Source organism: Acinetobacter tandoii, from assembly GCF_008867985.1.
In the GTDB taxonomy this organism is placed as follows: Bacteria; Pseudomonadota; Gammaproteobacteria; order Pseudomonadales; family Moraxellaceae; genus Acinetobacter; species Acinetobacter tandoii.
In genome coordinates this window covers 512,406-529,390 of record NZ_VXLD01000001.1, presented here as the reverse complement: position 1 = coordinate 529,390, position 16,985 = coordinate 512,406, and the positions used below count along the sequence as shown (strand labels likewise).

Here is a 16,985-nt window from a genome sequence, read left to right as displayed (position 1 = left end):
ACCAATACTAAAGCTTTTCACTTTGTGGGGCATCTACAACAATCAGGCTTGGAACTTCCTCTTCATCCAACTTCGTTGTCTTAGCAATAACAGCCGTTGCTACACTATTACCGATAATATTGGTTGCTGTGCGACCCATATCAAGGAAGTGATCAACTGCAAGGATAAGTAATAACCCTGCTTCTGGAAGTTTAAACATAGACAATGTAGCAGCAATAACAACCAGTGAAGCACGAGAAACACCCGCAATACCCTTACTGGTAATCATTAGAGTCAAAAGCATCAACAGTTGTTGAGAAAGACTAAGGTCGATGTTATATGCATGTGCGATAAATAATACGGCAAATGTCATATAGATCATCGAACCATCAAGGTTGAAAGAATAACCTAATGGTAAAACGAAACTAGTGATTCGCTTAGGAACTCCAAACTTCTCTAAAGATTCCATCAATTTTGGATATGCAGACTCACTACTCGCTGTAGCAAAACCCAAAACAACTGGTTCACGGATTGTTTTTAACAATCTGAACACATCCTTTTTCAAAAAGATAAATCCAGCCGTGATGATAACTGCCCAAAGAATAAATAAGCTGGCATAAAACTCAGCCATGAACGAGCCATAATCAAGAATAATCTTTGGACCTTTTACAGTAATTGCTCCTGCAACAGCAGCAAAAACAGCAATTGGGGCAAATGTCATTACGTAATCAGTAATCTTAAACATTACCAAGCTTAATTCATCAATGATCTTACCGATGATAGAGCCATCTTTTTGCAGATGATTAACGTAAGCCAACGCTGAACCGAAAAATATAGAGAAGATAAGAATCTGAAGAATCTCATTATTCGCCATCGCTTCAGCAAAGCTTTTTGGAAATATATGAGTAATGAAGGTTTGCAAACTGAGGTTTGTTGCGCTAACCCCTACATCGACTGGAGCAGTCGGAATAGGTAAATTCATTCCAACGCCTGTTTGGAAAAAATTAGCGAGTCCTAAACCCAATAAAAGAGAGATGAATGATGCACCAATAAACCAACTCATTGCCTTTAAGGTGATTTTACCTAAAGCTGAGGATTTACCCATTGAGATAATGCCTGAAACAATCGTTGCAAACACCAATGGCGCGATGATCATTTTAATTAATCTTAAAAATACATCGGTTAAAATTTTGAAATATGACGCAATATTTTCGGCTTGAACAGGTGTTAAATAATAGTGGAAGATGCAACCAATAACGATGCCTAAAACCATGGCAATAAGAATAAACTTCAGCAGTTTTTTCTGATTCATATCAAATGTCCTTTTACAACCTTAAAAACGACAAAGCAAGATATTGAAAAATATAGCTTTAATCTAATTTCATCAAAATCAAATCCTATTTGATTCAGAAACAATGGATGGAATTTAAACAAATTAAAAGAAAATTAATAATGAAAAAAAGTAGAAACCTATGCAAAAAATGCATAACTAATCCTAGTATTTTAAATAATTTGCCAATGACTTAATTGATTAATAAATCTTAAATATAGACCTTCAATTGTATTAATTATTTCAGTTACAAATAATATTTTACTGATTGGTAAATAATCCGATTTTATTCTTATTATTTCATTGAGAATATTTAAAACTCTATGTAATTGAAAATACGCATGAATACATTATTTAATTACGAACAGGAAGGATAATTAAGAACACATTCTCATTATATTTTCACATTCAAGGGAGAATCCAAAGAATAAATATCAACATTTTTCTCGGTTATTTAAATAGTACACATCCAAAGACTTTATAAGAATTGAATTCCGAAATAGGTAAAACATGCAAATTAAGATTGATAAGAATTTGGCTAATGCTTGGAAAAATGACTTAAAATTATTGCCCCCAATTAATGAATGCCTTTCGACAGAACTCATTGAACATTGTGCGAAATTAGCACAAAAATATCTAAATTTGAGAGATATTCATCTTAATGAATTAAAAGTAGGAGGTGGATTACTTGAGTTTTGCAATTTACCTATTGATGATCAGCTATGCCAACCTCCATCCAGTGCTGCAAGACCCTATTCTAAAGGGTATATCTCAGAACTCGTGCTACTAGGGGTTACAAAAGCGTGTGGTTTAAATCCTTTTGCTTACAAAGAAGAAAAAAAAGGAGCATTAGTACATGAAATCACACCTAAGGACTTAAAAAATAATACCCACATTTCTTCTGTAAGAATGGCAGAGTTTGACTTTCATACCGAGGGAGCTTATTTGTCTCGAAATATTAGACCACATACTCTGTCATTAATGTGCCTTGTAGATGAACAACGAACTGCTACTAATTTGGTAAAGATTTCGGATGTAATTAAAAAATTAAGTCATAAATCTAAAAGTGTGTTGGCTGAGTCAAGATTCGTCCATACAGCACCAGAAACATTTAAAGTACAGAATAAGCGAATAAAGAGTTCAATTTTTGACTTGGTCGATGGGAACTATGAGATTAAAGCAGCATTACACAACCTTAATGCAACAGATGAAGACAGTGAATCAGCATTGTATGAACTGAAAGCAATAGTTTCTGAGAATCAAATTCAGAAATCATGGAATGCTGGTGATCTCATCATTTTTAATAACCTCCGTTGTTTACATAGACGTAGTGAAGTTAAAGGTAACCGCTGGTTGCAGGGATGTTATGGCACATACACATTCTCATCTGCAACCGTTTTGGACATTCAATAGTTGGTTATTCAATGATTTTTGAAGTTGTAATCAGAGTTTTCTTGTTAATCACAATCTCAATTATTGGCTGGGGTGTGGGTAAGAAATTTAAATTAGATTCCAAAGATATTTCAACCTTGCTTGTTTATATTATTTCCCCATTCGTAATTTTTTATTCAATTATCGAATCACCAGCAAATTGGACCTATCTCAAATTTTCTTTAAGCGCATTTTTAGTGGCATCGTTCATGGCTGTAGCGGGGCTACTCTTTGCAAGATGCTTCTGGAAAGACAGTCGAGTAAATCTCTTTGGCTTCGCAGCAGGTACAGGTAACACAGGGTATTTCGCATTGCCATTGATTCTTGCAATTTTTGATAAAACACAAATAGCCATGGCTATTTTTATTATCATTGGTATTAACCTATATGAATTTACTGTGGGTTATTTGATTACTGCTAAAGGCTCACTAAACATTAAAGAAAGTATTTTAAAAGTCATAAAAATGCCTATTCTTTATGCTGCATTTTTAGGAATGATTTTTAAATATCTCGATATTCAATTTGATGAAGTCTTCCTTTCCTTCTTGGCGAATTTTAAAGGTGCATATAGCGTTTTGGGGATGATGACCATTGGGATTACAATTGCAAAATTTTCAAAAATTGAGATTGATTGGCTTTTCTCAGTATTGGCTTTGGCTTGGAAACATCTTATTTATCCAGTTTTTGGCATTTTAATTTTTATGTTTATCTTTCCTGTAAACAAACAAATACTTCAAATTGTGGCCCTAATGGTTGCTACACCTATGGCTGGTAATGTTGTGGTTATTTCTAATACGTTAGGACTTCATCCTGAAAAAGCAGCCACATCAGTAATGTTGAGTACAATGCTAGCGTTGATCACTGTACCAATAGCCCTATTTTTTGTAATGAAGTTCTAAATCTATTCAACCTCCCCATCTAGCATAGTGGGAAGGCTCATCTTCTCATTGAGGCATCATCAATAAACCTACAGGTCTTTAATTCAAGAATTTACTTGCTCAAGAAAACTTGCTGTTGATTAATATCTCTAAGTCTAACTCAATTAAACTCTATCTCACCTAATACACACGAAGGTAAAATAGAGCTTTAGTTTTAAAATATTTTATAAAATCATTCTGTTAAAAATTTCTTCTCGCCATATTTATATTCCATCGACATTTTCATCACATCACCATCACGTTTCAACTGTCCTGATTGCTGCATACTGCTGAGCATCGTTTCAATATCTTGATCCGACATCGACAGACCTGCCTTACCCGGAATGCTATTCATGATTGAAGCGACCATGTTCTTATCAAATTGCACATCGGCCTTATATTCAACTAGACTCGGCACCATAGCGACCATGCCTTTTAAGGTCTTTTGATGGCTTGGCATAAAACGACCTGTTAGACTGGCTTTAGCTTCACCTGTCCCAATCTTGATTTGATTATCACTAGAATCGAACTTAAAACCTTCATTAATGACTGCAAGTAAAGCAGGTTCCAAATCTTGTAATAATTTCTCTTGGGCTAAACAGCTATTCTCACTCTTTTCAATAATGTCGAACAACGCTTGGAGTTTGGCACGGTTTACATCCTGTACGTTAAAGTTAAACTTCACATTTTGTATGACAGGTGAAAATGTCATTTTCATTTCACCAACTTGAACTGCCATTTTTGTATTTAAAACGCGATCTGTAAGATCACTTTCTGCTTCAACTCGATAATTTTTTAATTCAGCACTTATTGGGTTATTCAAACCTCGATCTGCCATTTTCAGCAAATCCATTTGAACCGTCGTTTTTCCTGCTTCCAGATAATTACCATTCAACCCTTGATTGGTTTCAATTTTCAAACCGGTCATTTGAAAATGAGTTTCTGCATCCATCACAGTCAAATTAGGAATGTCTAATTTCAAGTCCTGCATTTGCAATTGATCATTCACAGGCTTCGCACGATATTCCAAAGTGACTGGATCTAAACGCGTCTGTATTTTGGCTTCATTTCGCACAATCACGGGGGTGGTCAAGGTAGATTTCATTGTCCCTAACCAATTCACATGTGTGTTAAGCTTTAATGGTTGATTCACTAAAGATTTCAAAGCACTATCTGCTTGTACAACTTTAACATCTGATTGAATTTGGTAACCATTCCAACTACGTTTAATCTGATCGCGCCCTGTGAGTTTAATCACTTCTTTTGGCTTACATGGATCAAGAATCAACTCAGCTGTCCAGTCGGCGCTACCTTGCAAAGCCCCCATTTGGAAGTTTTGATAGTTCAAGCTTAGATTTTTACTTGGTTGTTTCGCTTCTTGCTGATAGTAAGTTTGCAAGCTTTTATCTGCATATAAATTTCCCCCCACCGCTAATGTAGCAACTGCAACGACGCCACCAACACCCCATTTTATTTTCGACATGAATATATCTCATATTGTGTATTTCTTATGTTTGCGCAGTATAATCAAAAACACCATATAAAGATAATTATTTTACATATAAGGGACTTATAGGTGATTCTTATCACGCTATTATGCATTTAATTGTCAGTTTATGACCCAAAATATCAAATTAATACAAGTCTTGTAATGTAAAAAAACCAGCCGAAGCTGGTTTTTTTAGACTTAAAGTTAACTTAATTTCAATTTATCAAACAACAAATGTTGATGATCTGATTTGACCAAGATAGTATCTCCAGCTTGAAACTCTCCAGCCAGAATTTTCTGAGCCAGTGGATTTTCAATTTGTTGCTGAATGGCACGTTTCAATGGACGTGCACCATAAATTGGATCAAAACCTGCATCAATCAATAAGTCGAAGGCAGTATCTTCAACAGATAAACTCAAGTCACGTTCAGCTAAACGGCTACGTAAACGATCTAATTGAATATCCGCAATACCTCGAATCTGTGCTTTTTTCAACGAATGGAAAATCACGACTTCATCAATACGGTTAATGAACTCTGGACGGAAGTGTTGAGAAACTGCACTCATCACTACTGCACGCACTTCATCATCCGTAGCCCCCTCACCCAATTCACGTACATCTTGTGAACCAAGGTTAGAAGTCATCACAATCACTGTATTCTTAAAGTCAACCACACGACCTTGCGAATCCGTAAGACGACCATCATCCAACACCTGTAGCAAGATATTGAATACATCAGGATGTGCTTTCTCAACTTCATCAAACAGCACTACACTATACGGTTTACGGCGTACAGCTTCAGTCAATACACCACCTTCTTCGTAGCCAACATAACCTGGAGGTGCACCAACTAAACGACTGACCGAGTGTTTTTCCATGAACTCACTCATATCGATACGAATCATCGCATCATCACTGTCAAACAAGAAGTTTGCCAATGCCTTGGTAAGTTCAGTTTTACCCACACCTGTTGGTCCAAGGAACAAGAATGAACCGCTTGGACGATTTGGATCAGACAAACCTGCTCTCGAACGGCGAACCGCATTCGATACTGCTACAACAGCTTCATTTTGTCCAACTACGCGGTTATGTAAGAACTCTTCCATCTGTAACAGCTTTTCACGTTCACCTTGTAACATTTTAGCGACTGGAATACCTGTTGCAGCACTTACCACTTCAGCAATTTCATTGTCTGTAACTTTGTTACGTAGTAGTTTTGGTGCTTCGTTTTCTTCAGCAACCTCAATACGCTCTAATTGCTTCTGTAGCTCAGGAATCACGCCGTATTGCAGACGACCTGCTTCAGCCAAGTCACCCTCACGCTGTGCCTTTTCTAAAGCAATACGCGCCTGATCCAACTTGATTTGAATATCTTTGTTGCCTTCAACTAAAGCTTTGTCGGCACGCCAGATTTCTTCAAGGTCGTTATATTCTTTCTCTACCGTTGCAATTTGTTCTTCAAGATGCTTAATCTCGCCTTTCGCACCTGCATCTTCATCTTTCTTGACCGCTTCTAGCTGCATTTTCAATTGAATAAGACGACGATCCAGCTTATCCAGTGCTTCAGGCTTAGAGTCCAGCTCCATTTTAATACGTGATGCAGCTTCATCAATCAAATCAATGGCTTTATCTGGTAATTGACGGTCTGTGATATAACGATGCGACATTTTTGCAGCAGCAATAATGGCAGAGTCCAAAATCTGCACACCGTGATGCGTTGCATATTTCTCTTTTAAACCACGTAAAATTGCAATGGTATCTTCCACACTTGGTTCATCCACCAAAACTTTTTGGAAACGACGTTCTAGTGCAGCATCTTTTTCAATGTATTGGCGATATTCATCTAGTGTAGTCGCACCAACACAACGTAATTCACCACGTGCCAAAGCAGGTTTCAACATATTCCCTGCATCCATTGCCCCATCACCTTTCCCTGCACCTACAAGGGTGTGCAGTTCATCAATAAATAGGATAATGTCACCTTCATGTTTGGCTAAATCTTTAAGAACAGCTTTTAAGCGCTCCTCAAATTCGCCACGATATTTCGCACCCGCAAGTAAAGAACCTAAGTCTAAAGAGAGAACACGTTTACCTTTCAAACTTTCAGGTACTTCACCATTCACTATACGCTGTGCCAAACCTTCAACAATGGCCGTTTTACCCACCCCTGGTTCACCAATCAGTACGGGGTTGTTTTTGGTACGACGAGACAACACCTGAATCGTACGACGAATTTCATCATCACGCCCAATAACAGGATCAAGTTTGCCTGCTAAGGCTCGTTCAGTCAGGTCTATCGTGTATTTATTCAATGAGTCACGTTGATCTTCATGATTATTACTCATGACCTTTTCATCCCCTCGAATTTTATTAACCACTTTACGTAGGCTATCACTGGTTACCCCTACGCTATTTAATAAAGACTTGGTTGCGCCAACTTCCGCTAAACCTATTAACACCCAATCAGTAGATAGAAACTCATCTCCAGCTTTTTGGGCGTAACTATCTGCCAAATTCAGCGCTTTAACTGATTCTGGGCTAAGGTTAATTTCACCAGTTGGGTTAGCGAGCGTAGGTGCATCTTTCAATGCTTGTTGCAACTTGGTTTGCAATTCACGTAGATTTGCCCCCGCCTGTTGCAAAATACTGGCATTCGAAGCTTCTTCCAATAAAGTCGATAGCACATGAATGCCGTCAATGGAGGTATGATCTTTCCCCATTGCCAAGGATTGAGCATCAGAAAGGGCTTGCTGTAGGCGGTTTGTAAATTTTTCAAAACGCATTCTTGTTATTCCTCACAACAAATTTTTAACTTGTAAGATATATGGGAACTTATTTTTAGATTTCAAATAAATTTTTATATATTTTTCAATATCTTAAATTAAAAAATATTATAGATGTTAGTTATAATATTGGTCTGATTATTTTTATTTTCAAGAGTATTGATGTAATTTTTCTCTATCTAAAAAATTGACCCAATTAAAACCAAACTCTAGAAATTTTTTGTTGCATATTCGAATGCAAGTTAGCATATTTAAAGTCAAAAAAAAGCTGATGAATCACCAGCTTTCTCAGGCTTATACAGCTTCTATAATTTCAAAATCATGGGTAATTTCTACACCACCATCAGACAACATTTTACTTGCTGAACAGTACTTTTCTGCAGAGAGTTCGACAGCCTTCGCAACCTGTTTTTCCTTCACCGCAGTACCCGTTACCACGAAGTGCAAATGGATTTTGGTAAATACAGCAGGAATGCTATCGGCACGTTCTGCCTTAAGTTGACATACAACATTTGTCACATCTTGACGAGATTTTTTCAAAATGGTCACAATATCGAAGGAAGCACACCCACCAAGTCCCATTAATATAAGCTCCATGGGACGTGGTCCACGGTTTTCACCACCATACTCTGGGGATCCATCCATCACCACACTATGGCCACTTTCTGATTTCGCTTCAAAAGCAACATTCTCTAGCCAATGTACACTTGTTTGCATTGCAACTACCTAAAAAAAGCTATAAATTTACCGTGTACCTGTACACTAACATAATTTGAGTTGATAAGGAATTTCACCTCTTCAGTGTGACAAGTTCATTTTAGGTCTTGTGCGATCTATTATTTATCCATTTTCGGAAACCAAAAGCATGACTTCAAACTTTTCACAGCTGAGCACTGATGCGCTATCGCCAGGTCAATTACCTGAATCAGTCAAAGCATTATTAAAACGAGCATATATAAACCGCTACCCTAAACGTACAACTATTGTTGATGCAGGGACGGAATCAAAATCACTTTATTTGATTTTAAAAGGGTCAGTATCTATTATTTTACGTGAAGATGATGAACGTGAAATTGTAGTTGCATATTTAAACCCTGGGGACTTCTTTGGGGAAATGGGGCTCTTCGAATCAAATCCACAACGTACTGCAGAAGTACGTACACGTGATGTTTGTGAAATTGCTGAAATTACCTATGAAAACTTCCATGAGTTAAGTAAACAATACCCTGACTTGAGCTATGCTGTATTTGCTCAATTGGTTCGTCGTTTAAAAAACACCACACGTAAAGTAACAGACCTTGCCTTCATTGATGTTTCTGGTCGTATTGCGCGCTGCTTGATTGATCTTTCAGGACAGCCAGAAGCCATGATTTTACCAAATGGTCGCCAAATCCGTATTACACGTCAAGAAATTGGTCGTATCGTAGGTTGTTCACGCGAAATGGTTGGTCGTGTACTTAAAACCCTCGAAGACCAAGGCATGATTCAAACTGACGGTAAAGCAATTCTTATTTTTGATGTATCTTTAGAACAGCCAAATACTGATGATGACTACGAAGATGATGAAGAGTAATTCTTCTGATTATCTTAGAAAAGCAAATCGAATGATTTGCTTTTTTTATGCTAACTAATTCAATTTTTTCACAAAACAACTTACAAGTATTCATTAACAAACTTACCTGTTTACGATAGTCTGAAAAAATTGTTCAGCTCTTATTCAGGATAGTCTTTATGCAATTCAAACCATTAGGCGATAGTGGCATTCTTGTTCCAGAAATTTGTTTGGGTACCATGACTTTTGGTGAACAAAACACACAGCAAGAAGCTTTTCTACAACTGAATTATGCTTTAGAGCATGGACTCAACTTCTGGGATACCGCAGAAATGTATCCTGTCCCACCAAAACCTGAAACGCAAGGTCGTACTGAAACCATTATGGGTAATTGGCTTGCGCAACATGGTGGTCGTGATCAATTATTTATTGCCTCTAAAATTGCTGGCCCCTCACAAGGTGGAAGCCATATTCGTGACGGACAAACTCGTTTTACTGCGAATGAAATTGCTTCTGCTTTGGACGACTCACTCAAACGCCTACAAACAGACTATATTGATCTTTATCAACTACACTGGCCGCAGCGTAACACTAATTTCTTTGGCAAACTGGGCTATGGGAATGCAGAAGCCTTAGACGAAAAACCAATTACAGCACTTGCCGACACATTGCTCGCACTAGCGAATGAAGTTAAAAAAGGACGTATTCGCCACATTGGACTCTCTAATGAAACTCCATGGGGAACTATGAAGTTTATCCATTTAGCAGAGCAACTAGGCCTCGAAAAAATCGTGAGTGTGCAAAACCCATATAATTTACTGAATCGTAGTTATGAAGTTGGAATGGCTGAAATAGCAAAATATGAAGGTGTAGGACTACTGGCATATTCCCCACTTGCCTTTGGTTACCTAACGGGTAAATTCCGTCATGGTGCCCGCCCAACGAATGCACGAATTACCTTATTTTCACGTTTTAGCCGTTATAGCAATCCAGAAAGCGAATGGGCAACGGAACAATATGCACTTCTCGCAGAGCAACACGGTCTAAGTTTGACACAAATGGCACTCGCTTTTGTTAAACAACAGTTTTTTGTGACCAGTACCATTATTGGTGCGACCAACCTAGATCAACTTAAAGAAAATATCGCTGCCTTTGAACTTGATCTGCCTTCCGAAGTAATTCAAGGCATTGAAGCAATTCACCGTCAGCAACCCAATCCTGCACCATAGAGATTTCACTGTCATTCACTCAGTTGAAGCACTGCTTCACCTACCGTAGACTTATCTTCTGTTTAAAATACAGATACTCTCAAATCAAAAAAGGATGCCACAGCATCCTTTTTCCACTCCAACCAAACAATTAGCGCTTGTTATATACCGCTTGCGCTGCTGGTAAATTTTTACGCATTGCATCAATACGTTGACTGTTCGATGGGTGAGTTGACAAGAACGATGAGCCACCTGCACCATCCAGCTTGTTCATTTTTTCCCAAAGCGTAATTGCAGCTTGAGGGTTATAGCCTGCTTTTGCCATGAGCATCAATCCGCCTTGGTCAGCACGGCTTTCTAGGCTACGTGAGTAAGGCAAGCCCACGCCAACTTGTGTCCCCAACTGTGCAGCCGCAGCACCCAATTGGCCTACACTATCACCTGCATAACTCAAGCCAATACCTAGTGCTAGATCTGTTAATGCTTGAGCACCAATTTTGTTTTTTGCATGTTCTTCTAAAGCATGAATCATCTCGTGACCCATCACTGCAGCAATTTCAGCATCAGTCAGGTTGAGTTTGTTTACAATACCAGTGTAGAACACAACCTTACCACCTGGTGCTACATAAGCGTTGACTTGATCAGATTTTAATACTGCCAATTGCCAATCAAATTTAGTACCCGTTTGGTTCATTTGATCAGCATAAGGTTTCAAGCGCGTAAATACTGAATAAATTCGTTTATACGTCGAAGAGGAGGTATCTAGCGTATTGTTCCCACGAGCTTCCTGAACAGTTTTGTTAAAACCTTGGGTTGCTGCAACATTTAAAGATGCTGTATCTGCACCCGCCATATCAGCAACTGTTGTACAACCAGAAAGTGTAACAGCTCCTGCTACACACAAACTCAACATCAGTTTGTTCTTCATTATTTTAATCTCCACCACTCTTGGATCACTTTAATATATGCGCATTATAAGCAATCAATGTGGAGCTTTGAATGAATAACAACTTCATAAACATAGTATTTATGTAATTGACTTAATACATAAACTGGTAACTTAACCAATAAATTAAACACACCACATTCAATACGAGATAAACCTGCCCTACAGGTTTGATTTTTTCTGCTAATTTCTCATCATTACGTTTAAACCATAAATAGGCATTTTGAATCAGAACAATAGGCACCAAAACACAAGCAATAATCACAGACAATCCAATTAAAGCATTATAAATTACATTAGGATCAGTGGTTTGCCCTTCAATAATCATCATGGCAATCGTGGGCGCACCGCCCATAGCAAAAATTAAAGAATATAAAATGGTATTTGAAATATTTTTGTGCATCCTGCCTAAATCCAGATTTACTGTTAAGTTATTGTATCAAGGCTATTTTGAAAAAGTGTACAAGCAAATGCAACTTTAGTCTGGATTTCAAAACCGTAAAATTTTTCAATTTAAACGCACAAGAAAAAGCCCCGCATCTGCGAGGCTTTTTAGCATGAACTAGTATCGATTAAGCATCAAATGGATGACGCAATACGATAGTTTCTGCACGATCTGGACCCGTTGAAATAATATCAATTGGGCATTCAATTAACTGCTCAATACGCTTGATGTAGTTAATTGCATTTTGTGGAAGCTGTTCAACGCTGGTTGCACCAACTGTTGATTCTGTCCAACCAGGCATTGTTTCGTAGATTGGTTTTAAGTTTTCATACGCAAGCGCATCAGAAGAACCTACACAACCTGAATCTGTATTTTCATAACCCACACAGATTTTCACTTCTTCTAAACCGTCTAATACATCAAGTTTAGTTAAGCAAATACCTGAAAGTGAGTTTACGTCTACAGAACGACGAAGAATTTCTGCGTCAAACCAACCACAACGACGTTGACGACCTGTAGAAGCACCAAACTCATGACCTACAGTTCCTAAGTGACGACCAATTGCATCACCTGTATCAGTCGCTGCATCGTAATGCAATTCAGTTGGGAATGGACCTGCACCTACACGTGTTGTATACGCTTTAGTGATACCCAAAACATAGTCTAAATGTAATGGACCCAAACCTGAACCAGAGCTTACGCCACCCGCGGTCGTGTTTGAAGAAGTCACAAATGGATATGTACCATGATCAACGTCAAGTAATGAACCTTGAGCGCCTTCAAACATAATGTTGTCGCCGTTTTTACGGTAGTTATGCAATTCTGTAGTTACATCAACCACTAACGGAGCAACAACTTCACGCCATTGATCACAAAGTGCAATCACATCTTCCAACTTAACCGCTTCAACACCGTAGTATTGAGTTAACTGGAAGTTATGGTAATCCAACACTTCAGCCAATTGTGCTTTTAATGCTTCACCGCCACGCACCAAGTCTGCGACACGTACAGCACGGCGCGCCACTTTATCTTCATACGCTGGACCAATACCGCGACCCGTTGTACCGATTTTTGCATTGCCACGCTTTTTCTCACGTGCTTGGTCAAGTGCAATGTGGTTCGGAAGAATCAATGGACAGTTTGGAGAAATACGTAAACGCTCTTTAACTGGTACGCCTTGCTCTTCAAGAATAGTCATCTCTTTGATTAACGCTTCTGGTGAAAGCACAACACCGTTACCAATTAAGCACAATACGTTTTCACGTAAAATACCAGATGGAATGAGGTGTAATACAGTTTTCTTACCACCAACCACGAGAGTATGACCTGCGTTATGTCCGCCTTGATAACGAACTACCGCAGCCGCTTGATCTGTGAGCAGGTCGACGATTTTACCTTTACCTTCGTCGCCCCATTGGGTACCAAGTACCACAACATTTTTGCCCATAATAGCCTCATTACATCATGCTGTTAAAATTAAAACTCCAAGTAGTGACATGAACACTACTCGCAGTGGTTAAATTGGTTTAACTTGCCACTCACCAGCAACATCAACCAGTTGATGTGTTGCATTTGGAATAGAGTTTAAATCATCATTACCCAATAACTGAATTACACTTAAGCCTTGTGCTCTAACCGCTGCAATCGCTTGTTGTAAATCAGCATTCATACCTTTAGGCGCAACAACCACAGAGATTGCATTAAACTGCCCTGCACTGAGTGCATATAAGTCACAACTAAAACCTGTTGCAGGACGCGCACGACCAAAATGTTCACCAATACCATCATAACGACCACCTTGTGCCAAAGAAGCAGCTCGGTTTGGTGCATACACGGCGTACATTAAACCTGTGTGGTAGTGGTATGAGCGTAACTCTACAACATCAACGCCAATCAGGAGATTTGGCCAACGTGCCTGAATTGCAGACTGCGTGGTTTTTAACTCATCCAAAGCATGTTTGAATGCTGTGTCTGCTAAAATTTCTGCACTAAGATGAGTTTGTAAGGCATCAAGATCACTTGAATAACGACCTAATGCATAAAAATCAGCACCGCAGTTCAAATCTTGCGTAAATTCTGCCAGCTCAGGTAATGCTTTACGTTGATAAAGGTCTGAAAGTTCGCGTTCAGTATTTTTGTTTAAACCCGCACGCTTAACCAAGCTACGGAATAAACCTACATGCCCCAAATCCAGATGGACACCGTCTACCAAGCCTGCTTTTTCAATCAGACCTAGCATTACATCGACCATTTCAACATCAGCATCAATACTGTCAGAACCAAACAATTCTGCACCCAGTTGTAATGGCGCACGTGTGGTATTAAAGCCTTGCGGCTTGGTATGTAGAACAGTACCTGCATAACAATAACGAGCCACACCTTCCACAGGATGAACATGTGCATCTATACGCGCCACTTGTGGCGTCATATCCGCACGCACCCCAAGCAAACGTCCAGATAATTGGTCGATTACTTTAAAAGTTGCAAGGTCTAAATCGTGATTTGATTCGGATAAAGAAGAAAGGGATTCTATGTATTCAATAAACGGCGTGTACACCAACTGATAACCTCGAGATGCGAGGAAATCCAAGGCGTCACGGCGCAAGTTTTCAATTACTTGCGCTTGCTCTGGTAATACATCAGCTACACCATCAGGTAATAACCATGTCTCTGAAATGGGCATGTTGTAAACCTAAATTCTTGTCAGCGCGGAAGTAATCCGCATAAAAAAATCGGGAGCACACCCGATTTCTCCTAGTTTAGCACGATAGTTCACACCATGCACTGAGATTTTTTACATTTAATACCATTCTCTGCACAAATTTCGCATCATTCAATCACACACTAAGTCAACGATTGTTATCAACAAATTGATTTCTTTCTATGCGCTTGTAGCTATAGAGGCAGTTCAGTTGTCTGTTTAATACTCTGAAGTGGAATTTCAGTTTTTACGTTCTGAATACCTGTAATTTTATTTAAATGCTGAATTTGGAATTTTCGATAAGCATCTAAATCAGACACCACAATTCTTAAAAAGAAGTCACAATCCCCTGCCATCAATTGGCATTCCACGATTTCAGGAATTTCACGGACTGAATCTATAAAGTGATTGACCGTTTTTGCATCTTGCCCTTTTAACCAAATTCGTGCAAATACAGTTAAGCCTAAATTTACCTTCTGTGGATTCACCAAAGCCACATACTTTTCAATAATCCCAGCATCTTCTAACTGCTTCACGCGACGCAAGCATGGTGAAGCCGATAGACCAACCTGCTGCGCCAATTCATTATTCGCCAATTTTCCATCTTGCTGTAGCGTCTGCAAGATGCGTCGGTCAATTCTATCCATATTCACCTTTTTAGCACTAAATACTTTATATTTTAACTTTAGAGCAATTTTATGCTCAACTTACCTCAAATACCGCTTATTTTGGCGTCAAATATCATCATAAAGTTTTTAAAATAACCTCCTACTTTGTGAGGTTCCCCCATGTCCACTTTTAAAAGCAGCTCATCGCATTCGTTGATTTTAAACAGTCAAAACCAAGCTGAATTTTTTCGTGGCATTAAAACAACGCTTCCCATGCTGCTTGGTTTTGTTCCTTTGGCATTAGTACTCGGAACCCAAGCCGCTCAAAAGGGTTTTTCCATTGTAGAAGTATCCTTCTTAACGGGTTTAAATTTTGCGGGTGGCTCAGAATTTGCCATTCTGGAAATGTGGACCAATCCCCCACAATTCCTACTGCTGATGTTCATTACCTTTTTAATCAATAGTCGACATCTCCTTATGGGAGCAAGCCTCGTCCCCTATTTAAGACATTTACCTGACCATCAAGTCTACCCTGCACTCTTTTTCCTTTGCGATGAAAGTTGGGCCTTAGGATTATCCAACGCACAAAAAAGGATTCATCAAGTTGGACTAAGGCATGCATTTAATATGCCCTACTACGCAGGAGTTTGCTTAGCGTTATATGTCATGTGGGTATCAGTCACCACCCTAGGGGCTGTTCTTGGTCCAGTTTTGGGCGATATTCACCCTTATGGTTTTGATATGGCATTCCCAGCCATTATTTTAGTTCTATTGCGCGGAATGTGGACTGGTTTTACTGCAGCACGACCTTGGTTAGTCAGTTTGGTCGTTGCAGCGATTGCCTATTTATATTTACCCGCAGGTTGGCATGTCCCTTTAGGTGCAATCAGTGGCATCGCATCTGCATTTTTCTTAATAGGAGAAAACGAATGATCCATGCCAGCACTTTGATTGCGATTCTATTCATCGCCCTTACCACGTATTTGACCCGTTTATTGGGCTATGTTTTATTAAAAAATAAAACCTTGTCGGCCAAACATAAAAGGATTTTAGAAGTTGTACCAGGCTGTGTCCTGATTTCAGTCATTGCACCTTATTTTGTCAAAGATAACCCAGCAGACTTAATTGCAATCGTAATTACTTTGTTGGCAGCATCTCGGCTGCCGCTACTTTCGACTGTGGTCATTAGTATGTTAAGTGCAGCATTACTACGCCAAATTTTGATTTAAAAAAATTGGCGTAGTTGACTCAGCATTAGCGATTTGTTTGCTCGACTGATTTGCTCAATAAGCTAACTAATTCAGCATTTTGCAATTCCAATTGATGCGTTCTTTTTACAGTTTTATCAATTACTTCTTGTTGTACATGCATTTTTTTAGCAAGGTCTTGCATAATTTCAAGCGTTTTCTTTAAATTTTCTTCAAGATGTACCACTTTCTGCTCAAGATTTTGCTGATACTCTGTATCTCCTGTACTTTCACCTTGCTGTTTAAACTGAAACCACACCAGAAAAATAACTGCAACTGCCAATAGCAGGATAAATCCCCAGATTAACATCATCATATGTTTCTCATTGTCATTATGTCTTTCTTTTA

The 16,985-nt window shown here is 38.7% G+C and carries 16 protein-coding genes; 6 read left to right on the top strand and 10 right to left on the bottom strand.

Annotation, left to right across the window (positions count from 1 at the left end; genetic code table 11):
• Window positions 1–7: 7 nt before the first annotated feature.
• Window positions 8–1,291: a dicarboxylate/amino acid:cation symporter gene (locus F4W09_RS02645; RefSeq protein WP_044738502.1), complete on the bottom strand. Its 1,284-nt coding sequence runs from the start codon at window positions 1,289–1,291 to the stop codon at window positions 8–10.
• Between the two features lie 528 nt (window positions 1,292–1,819).
• On the opposite strand from F4W09_RS02645, the gene F4W09_RS02640 reads away from it, so the two are divergent.
• Together F4W09_RS02640 and F4W09_RS02635 are read left to right on the top strand one after the other, a co-directional pair.
• Window positions 1,820–2,722 (top strand): TauD/TfdA family dioxygenase, encoded by a 903-nt coding sequence (locus F4W09_RS02640; RefSeq protein ID WP_151503930.1) that lies wholly within the window; start codon window positions 1,820–1,822, stop codon window positions 2,720–2,722.
• A gap of 11 nt (window positions 2,723–2,733) precedes the next feature.
• Window positions 2,734–3,639 (top strand): AEC family transporter, encoded by a 906-nt coding sequence (locus F4W09_RS02635; protein WP_151503929.1) that lies wholly within the window; start codon window positions 2,734–2,736, stop codon window positions 3,637–3,639.
• Window positions 3,640–3,850: 211 nt separating this feature from the next.
• Here F4W09_RS02635 and F4W09_RS02630 read toward each other — a convergent pair whose 3' ends face one another.
• The 3 genes from F4W09_RS02630 to F4W09_RS02620 all read right to left on the bottom strand — a co-directional run bounded on the left by F4W09_RS02630 (window position 3,851) and on the right by F4W09_RS02620 (window position 8,647).
• On the bottom strand, window positions 3,851–5,140 hold the full coding sequence (locus F4W09_RS02630; protein ID WP_151503928.1) for a DUF945 family protein: 1,290 nt from the start codon (window positions 5,138–5,140) through the stop codon (window positions 3,851–3,853).
• A 210-nt stretch (window positions 5,141–5,350) separates the two neighbouring features.
• Window positions 5,351–7,930: an ATP-dependent chaperone ClpB gene (gene clpB, locus F4W09_RS02625; protein WP_151503927.1), complete on the bottom strand. Its 2,580-nt coding sequence runs from the start codon at window positions 7,928–7,930 to the stop codon at window positions 5,351–5,353.
• Window positions 7,931–8,224: 294 nt separating this feature from the next.
• Window positions 8,225–8,647 (bottom strand): OsmC family protein, encoded by a 423-nt coding sequence (locus F4W09_RS02620; RefSeq protein WP_044738505.1) that lies wholly within the window; start codon window positions 8,645–8,647, stop codon window positions 8,225–8,227.
• Window positions 8,648–8,795: 148 nt separating this feature from the next.
• On the opposite strand from F4W09_RS02620, the gene crp reads away from it, so the two are divergent.
• On the top strand, window positions 8,796–9,503 hold the full coding sequence (gene crp / locus F4W09_RS02615) for a cAMP-activated global transcriptional regulator CRP (protein ID WP_044738506.1): 708 nt from the start codon (window positions 8,796–8,798) through the stop codon (window positions 9,501–9,503).
• A 158-nt stretch (window positions 9,504–9,661) separates the two neighbouring features.
• Complete coding sequence (locus F4W09_RS02610; protein ID WP_151503926.1) at window positions 9,662–10,711, top strand: NADP(H)-dependent aldo-keto reductase; 1,050 nt, start codon at window positions 9,662–9,664, stop codon at window positions 10,709–10,711.
• Window positions 10,712–10,841: 130 nt separating this feature from the next.
• Here the strand turns inward: F4W09_RS02610 and F4W09_RS02605 are convergent, their stop codons facing one another.
• From F4W09_RS02605 to F4W09_RS02585, 5 genes are all read right to left on the bottom strand, one after another.
• Complete coding sequence (locus F4W09_RS02605) at window positions 10,842–11,618, bottom strand: M48 family metallopeptidase (RefSeq protein ID WP_151503925.1); 777 nt, start codon at window positions 11,616–11,618, stop codon at window positions 10,842–10,844.
• Between the two features lie 112 nt (window positions 11,619–11,730).
• Window positions 11,731–12,039 carry a hypothetical protein gene (locus F4W09_RS02600; protein WP_016166571.1) on the bottom strand — a complete coding sequence of 103 codons (309 nt, stop codon included), beginning with the start codon at window positions 12,037–12,039 and terminating at the stop codon, window positions 11,731–11,733.
• A 169-nt stretch (window positions 12,040–12,208) separates the two neighbouring features.
• The gene (locus F4W09_RS02595; RefSeq protein WP_044738509.1) at window positions 12,209–13,528 is read right to left on the bottom strand and encodes an adenylosuccinate synthase; all 1,320 of its coding nucleotides are present in this window, start codon (window positions 13,526–13,528) and stop codon (window positions 12,209–12,211) included.
• 69 nt (window positions 13,529–13,597) lie between these two features.
• Window positions 13,598–14,764 (bottom strand): ATP phosphoribosyltransferase regulatory subunit, encoded by a 1,167-nt coding sequence (locus tag F4W09_RS02590; RefSeq protein WP_044738510.1) that lies wholly within the window; start codon window positions 14,762–14,764, stop codon window positions 13,598–13,600.
• Window positions 14,765–14,976: 212 nt separating this feature from the next.
• The gene (locus tag F4W09_RS02585; protein WP_151503924.1) at window positions 14,977–15,429 is read right to left on the bottom strand and encodes an Lrp/AsnC family transcriptional regulator; all 453 of its coding nucleotides are present in this window, start codon (window positions 15,427–15,429) and stop codon (window positions 14,977–14,979) included.
• A 141-nt stretch (window positions 15,430–15,570) separates the two neighbouring features.
• Here F4W09_RS02585 and F4W09_RS02580 point away from each other — a divergent pair, with 141 nt between their 5' ends.
• Together F4W09_RS02580 and F4W09_RS02575 are read left to right on the top strand one after the other, a co-directional pair.
• Window positions 15,571–16,323 (top strand): AzlC family ABC transporter permease, encoded by a 753-nt coding sequence (locus F4W09_RS02580; RefSeq protein ID WP_151503923.1) that lies wholly within the window; start codon window positions 15,571–15,573, stop codon window positions 16,321–16,323.
• Entirely contained in the window at window positions 16,320–16,619 is a 300-nt protein-coding gene (locus F4W09_RS02575) for an AzlD family protein (RefSeq protein WP_016166576.1), read from the top strand. Before F4W09_RS02580 ends, F4W09_RS02575 begins: the two co-directional genes overlap by 4 nt.
• A gap of 25 nt (window positions 16,620–16,644) precedes the next feature.
• Here F4W09_RS02575 and F4W09_RS02570 read toward each other — a convergent pair whose 3' ends face one another.
• Window positions 16,645–16,950, bottom strand: coding sequence for a hypothetical protein (locus F4W09_RS02570; protein WP_151503999.1), 306 nt, complete (start codon window positions 16,948–16,950; stop codon window positions 16,645–16,647).
• Window positions 16,951–16,985: the final 35 nt, after the last annotated feature.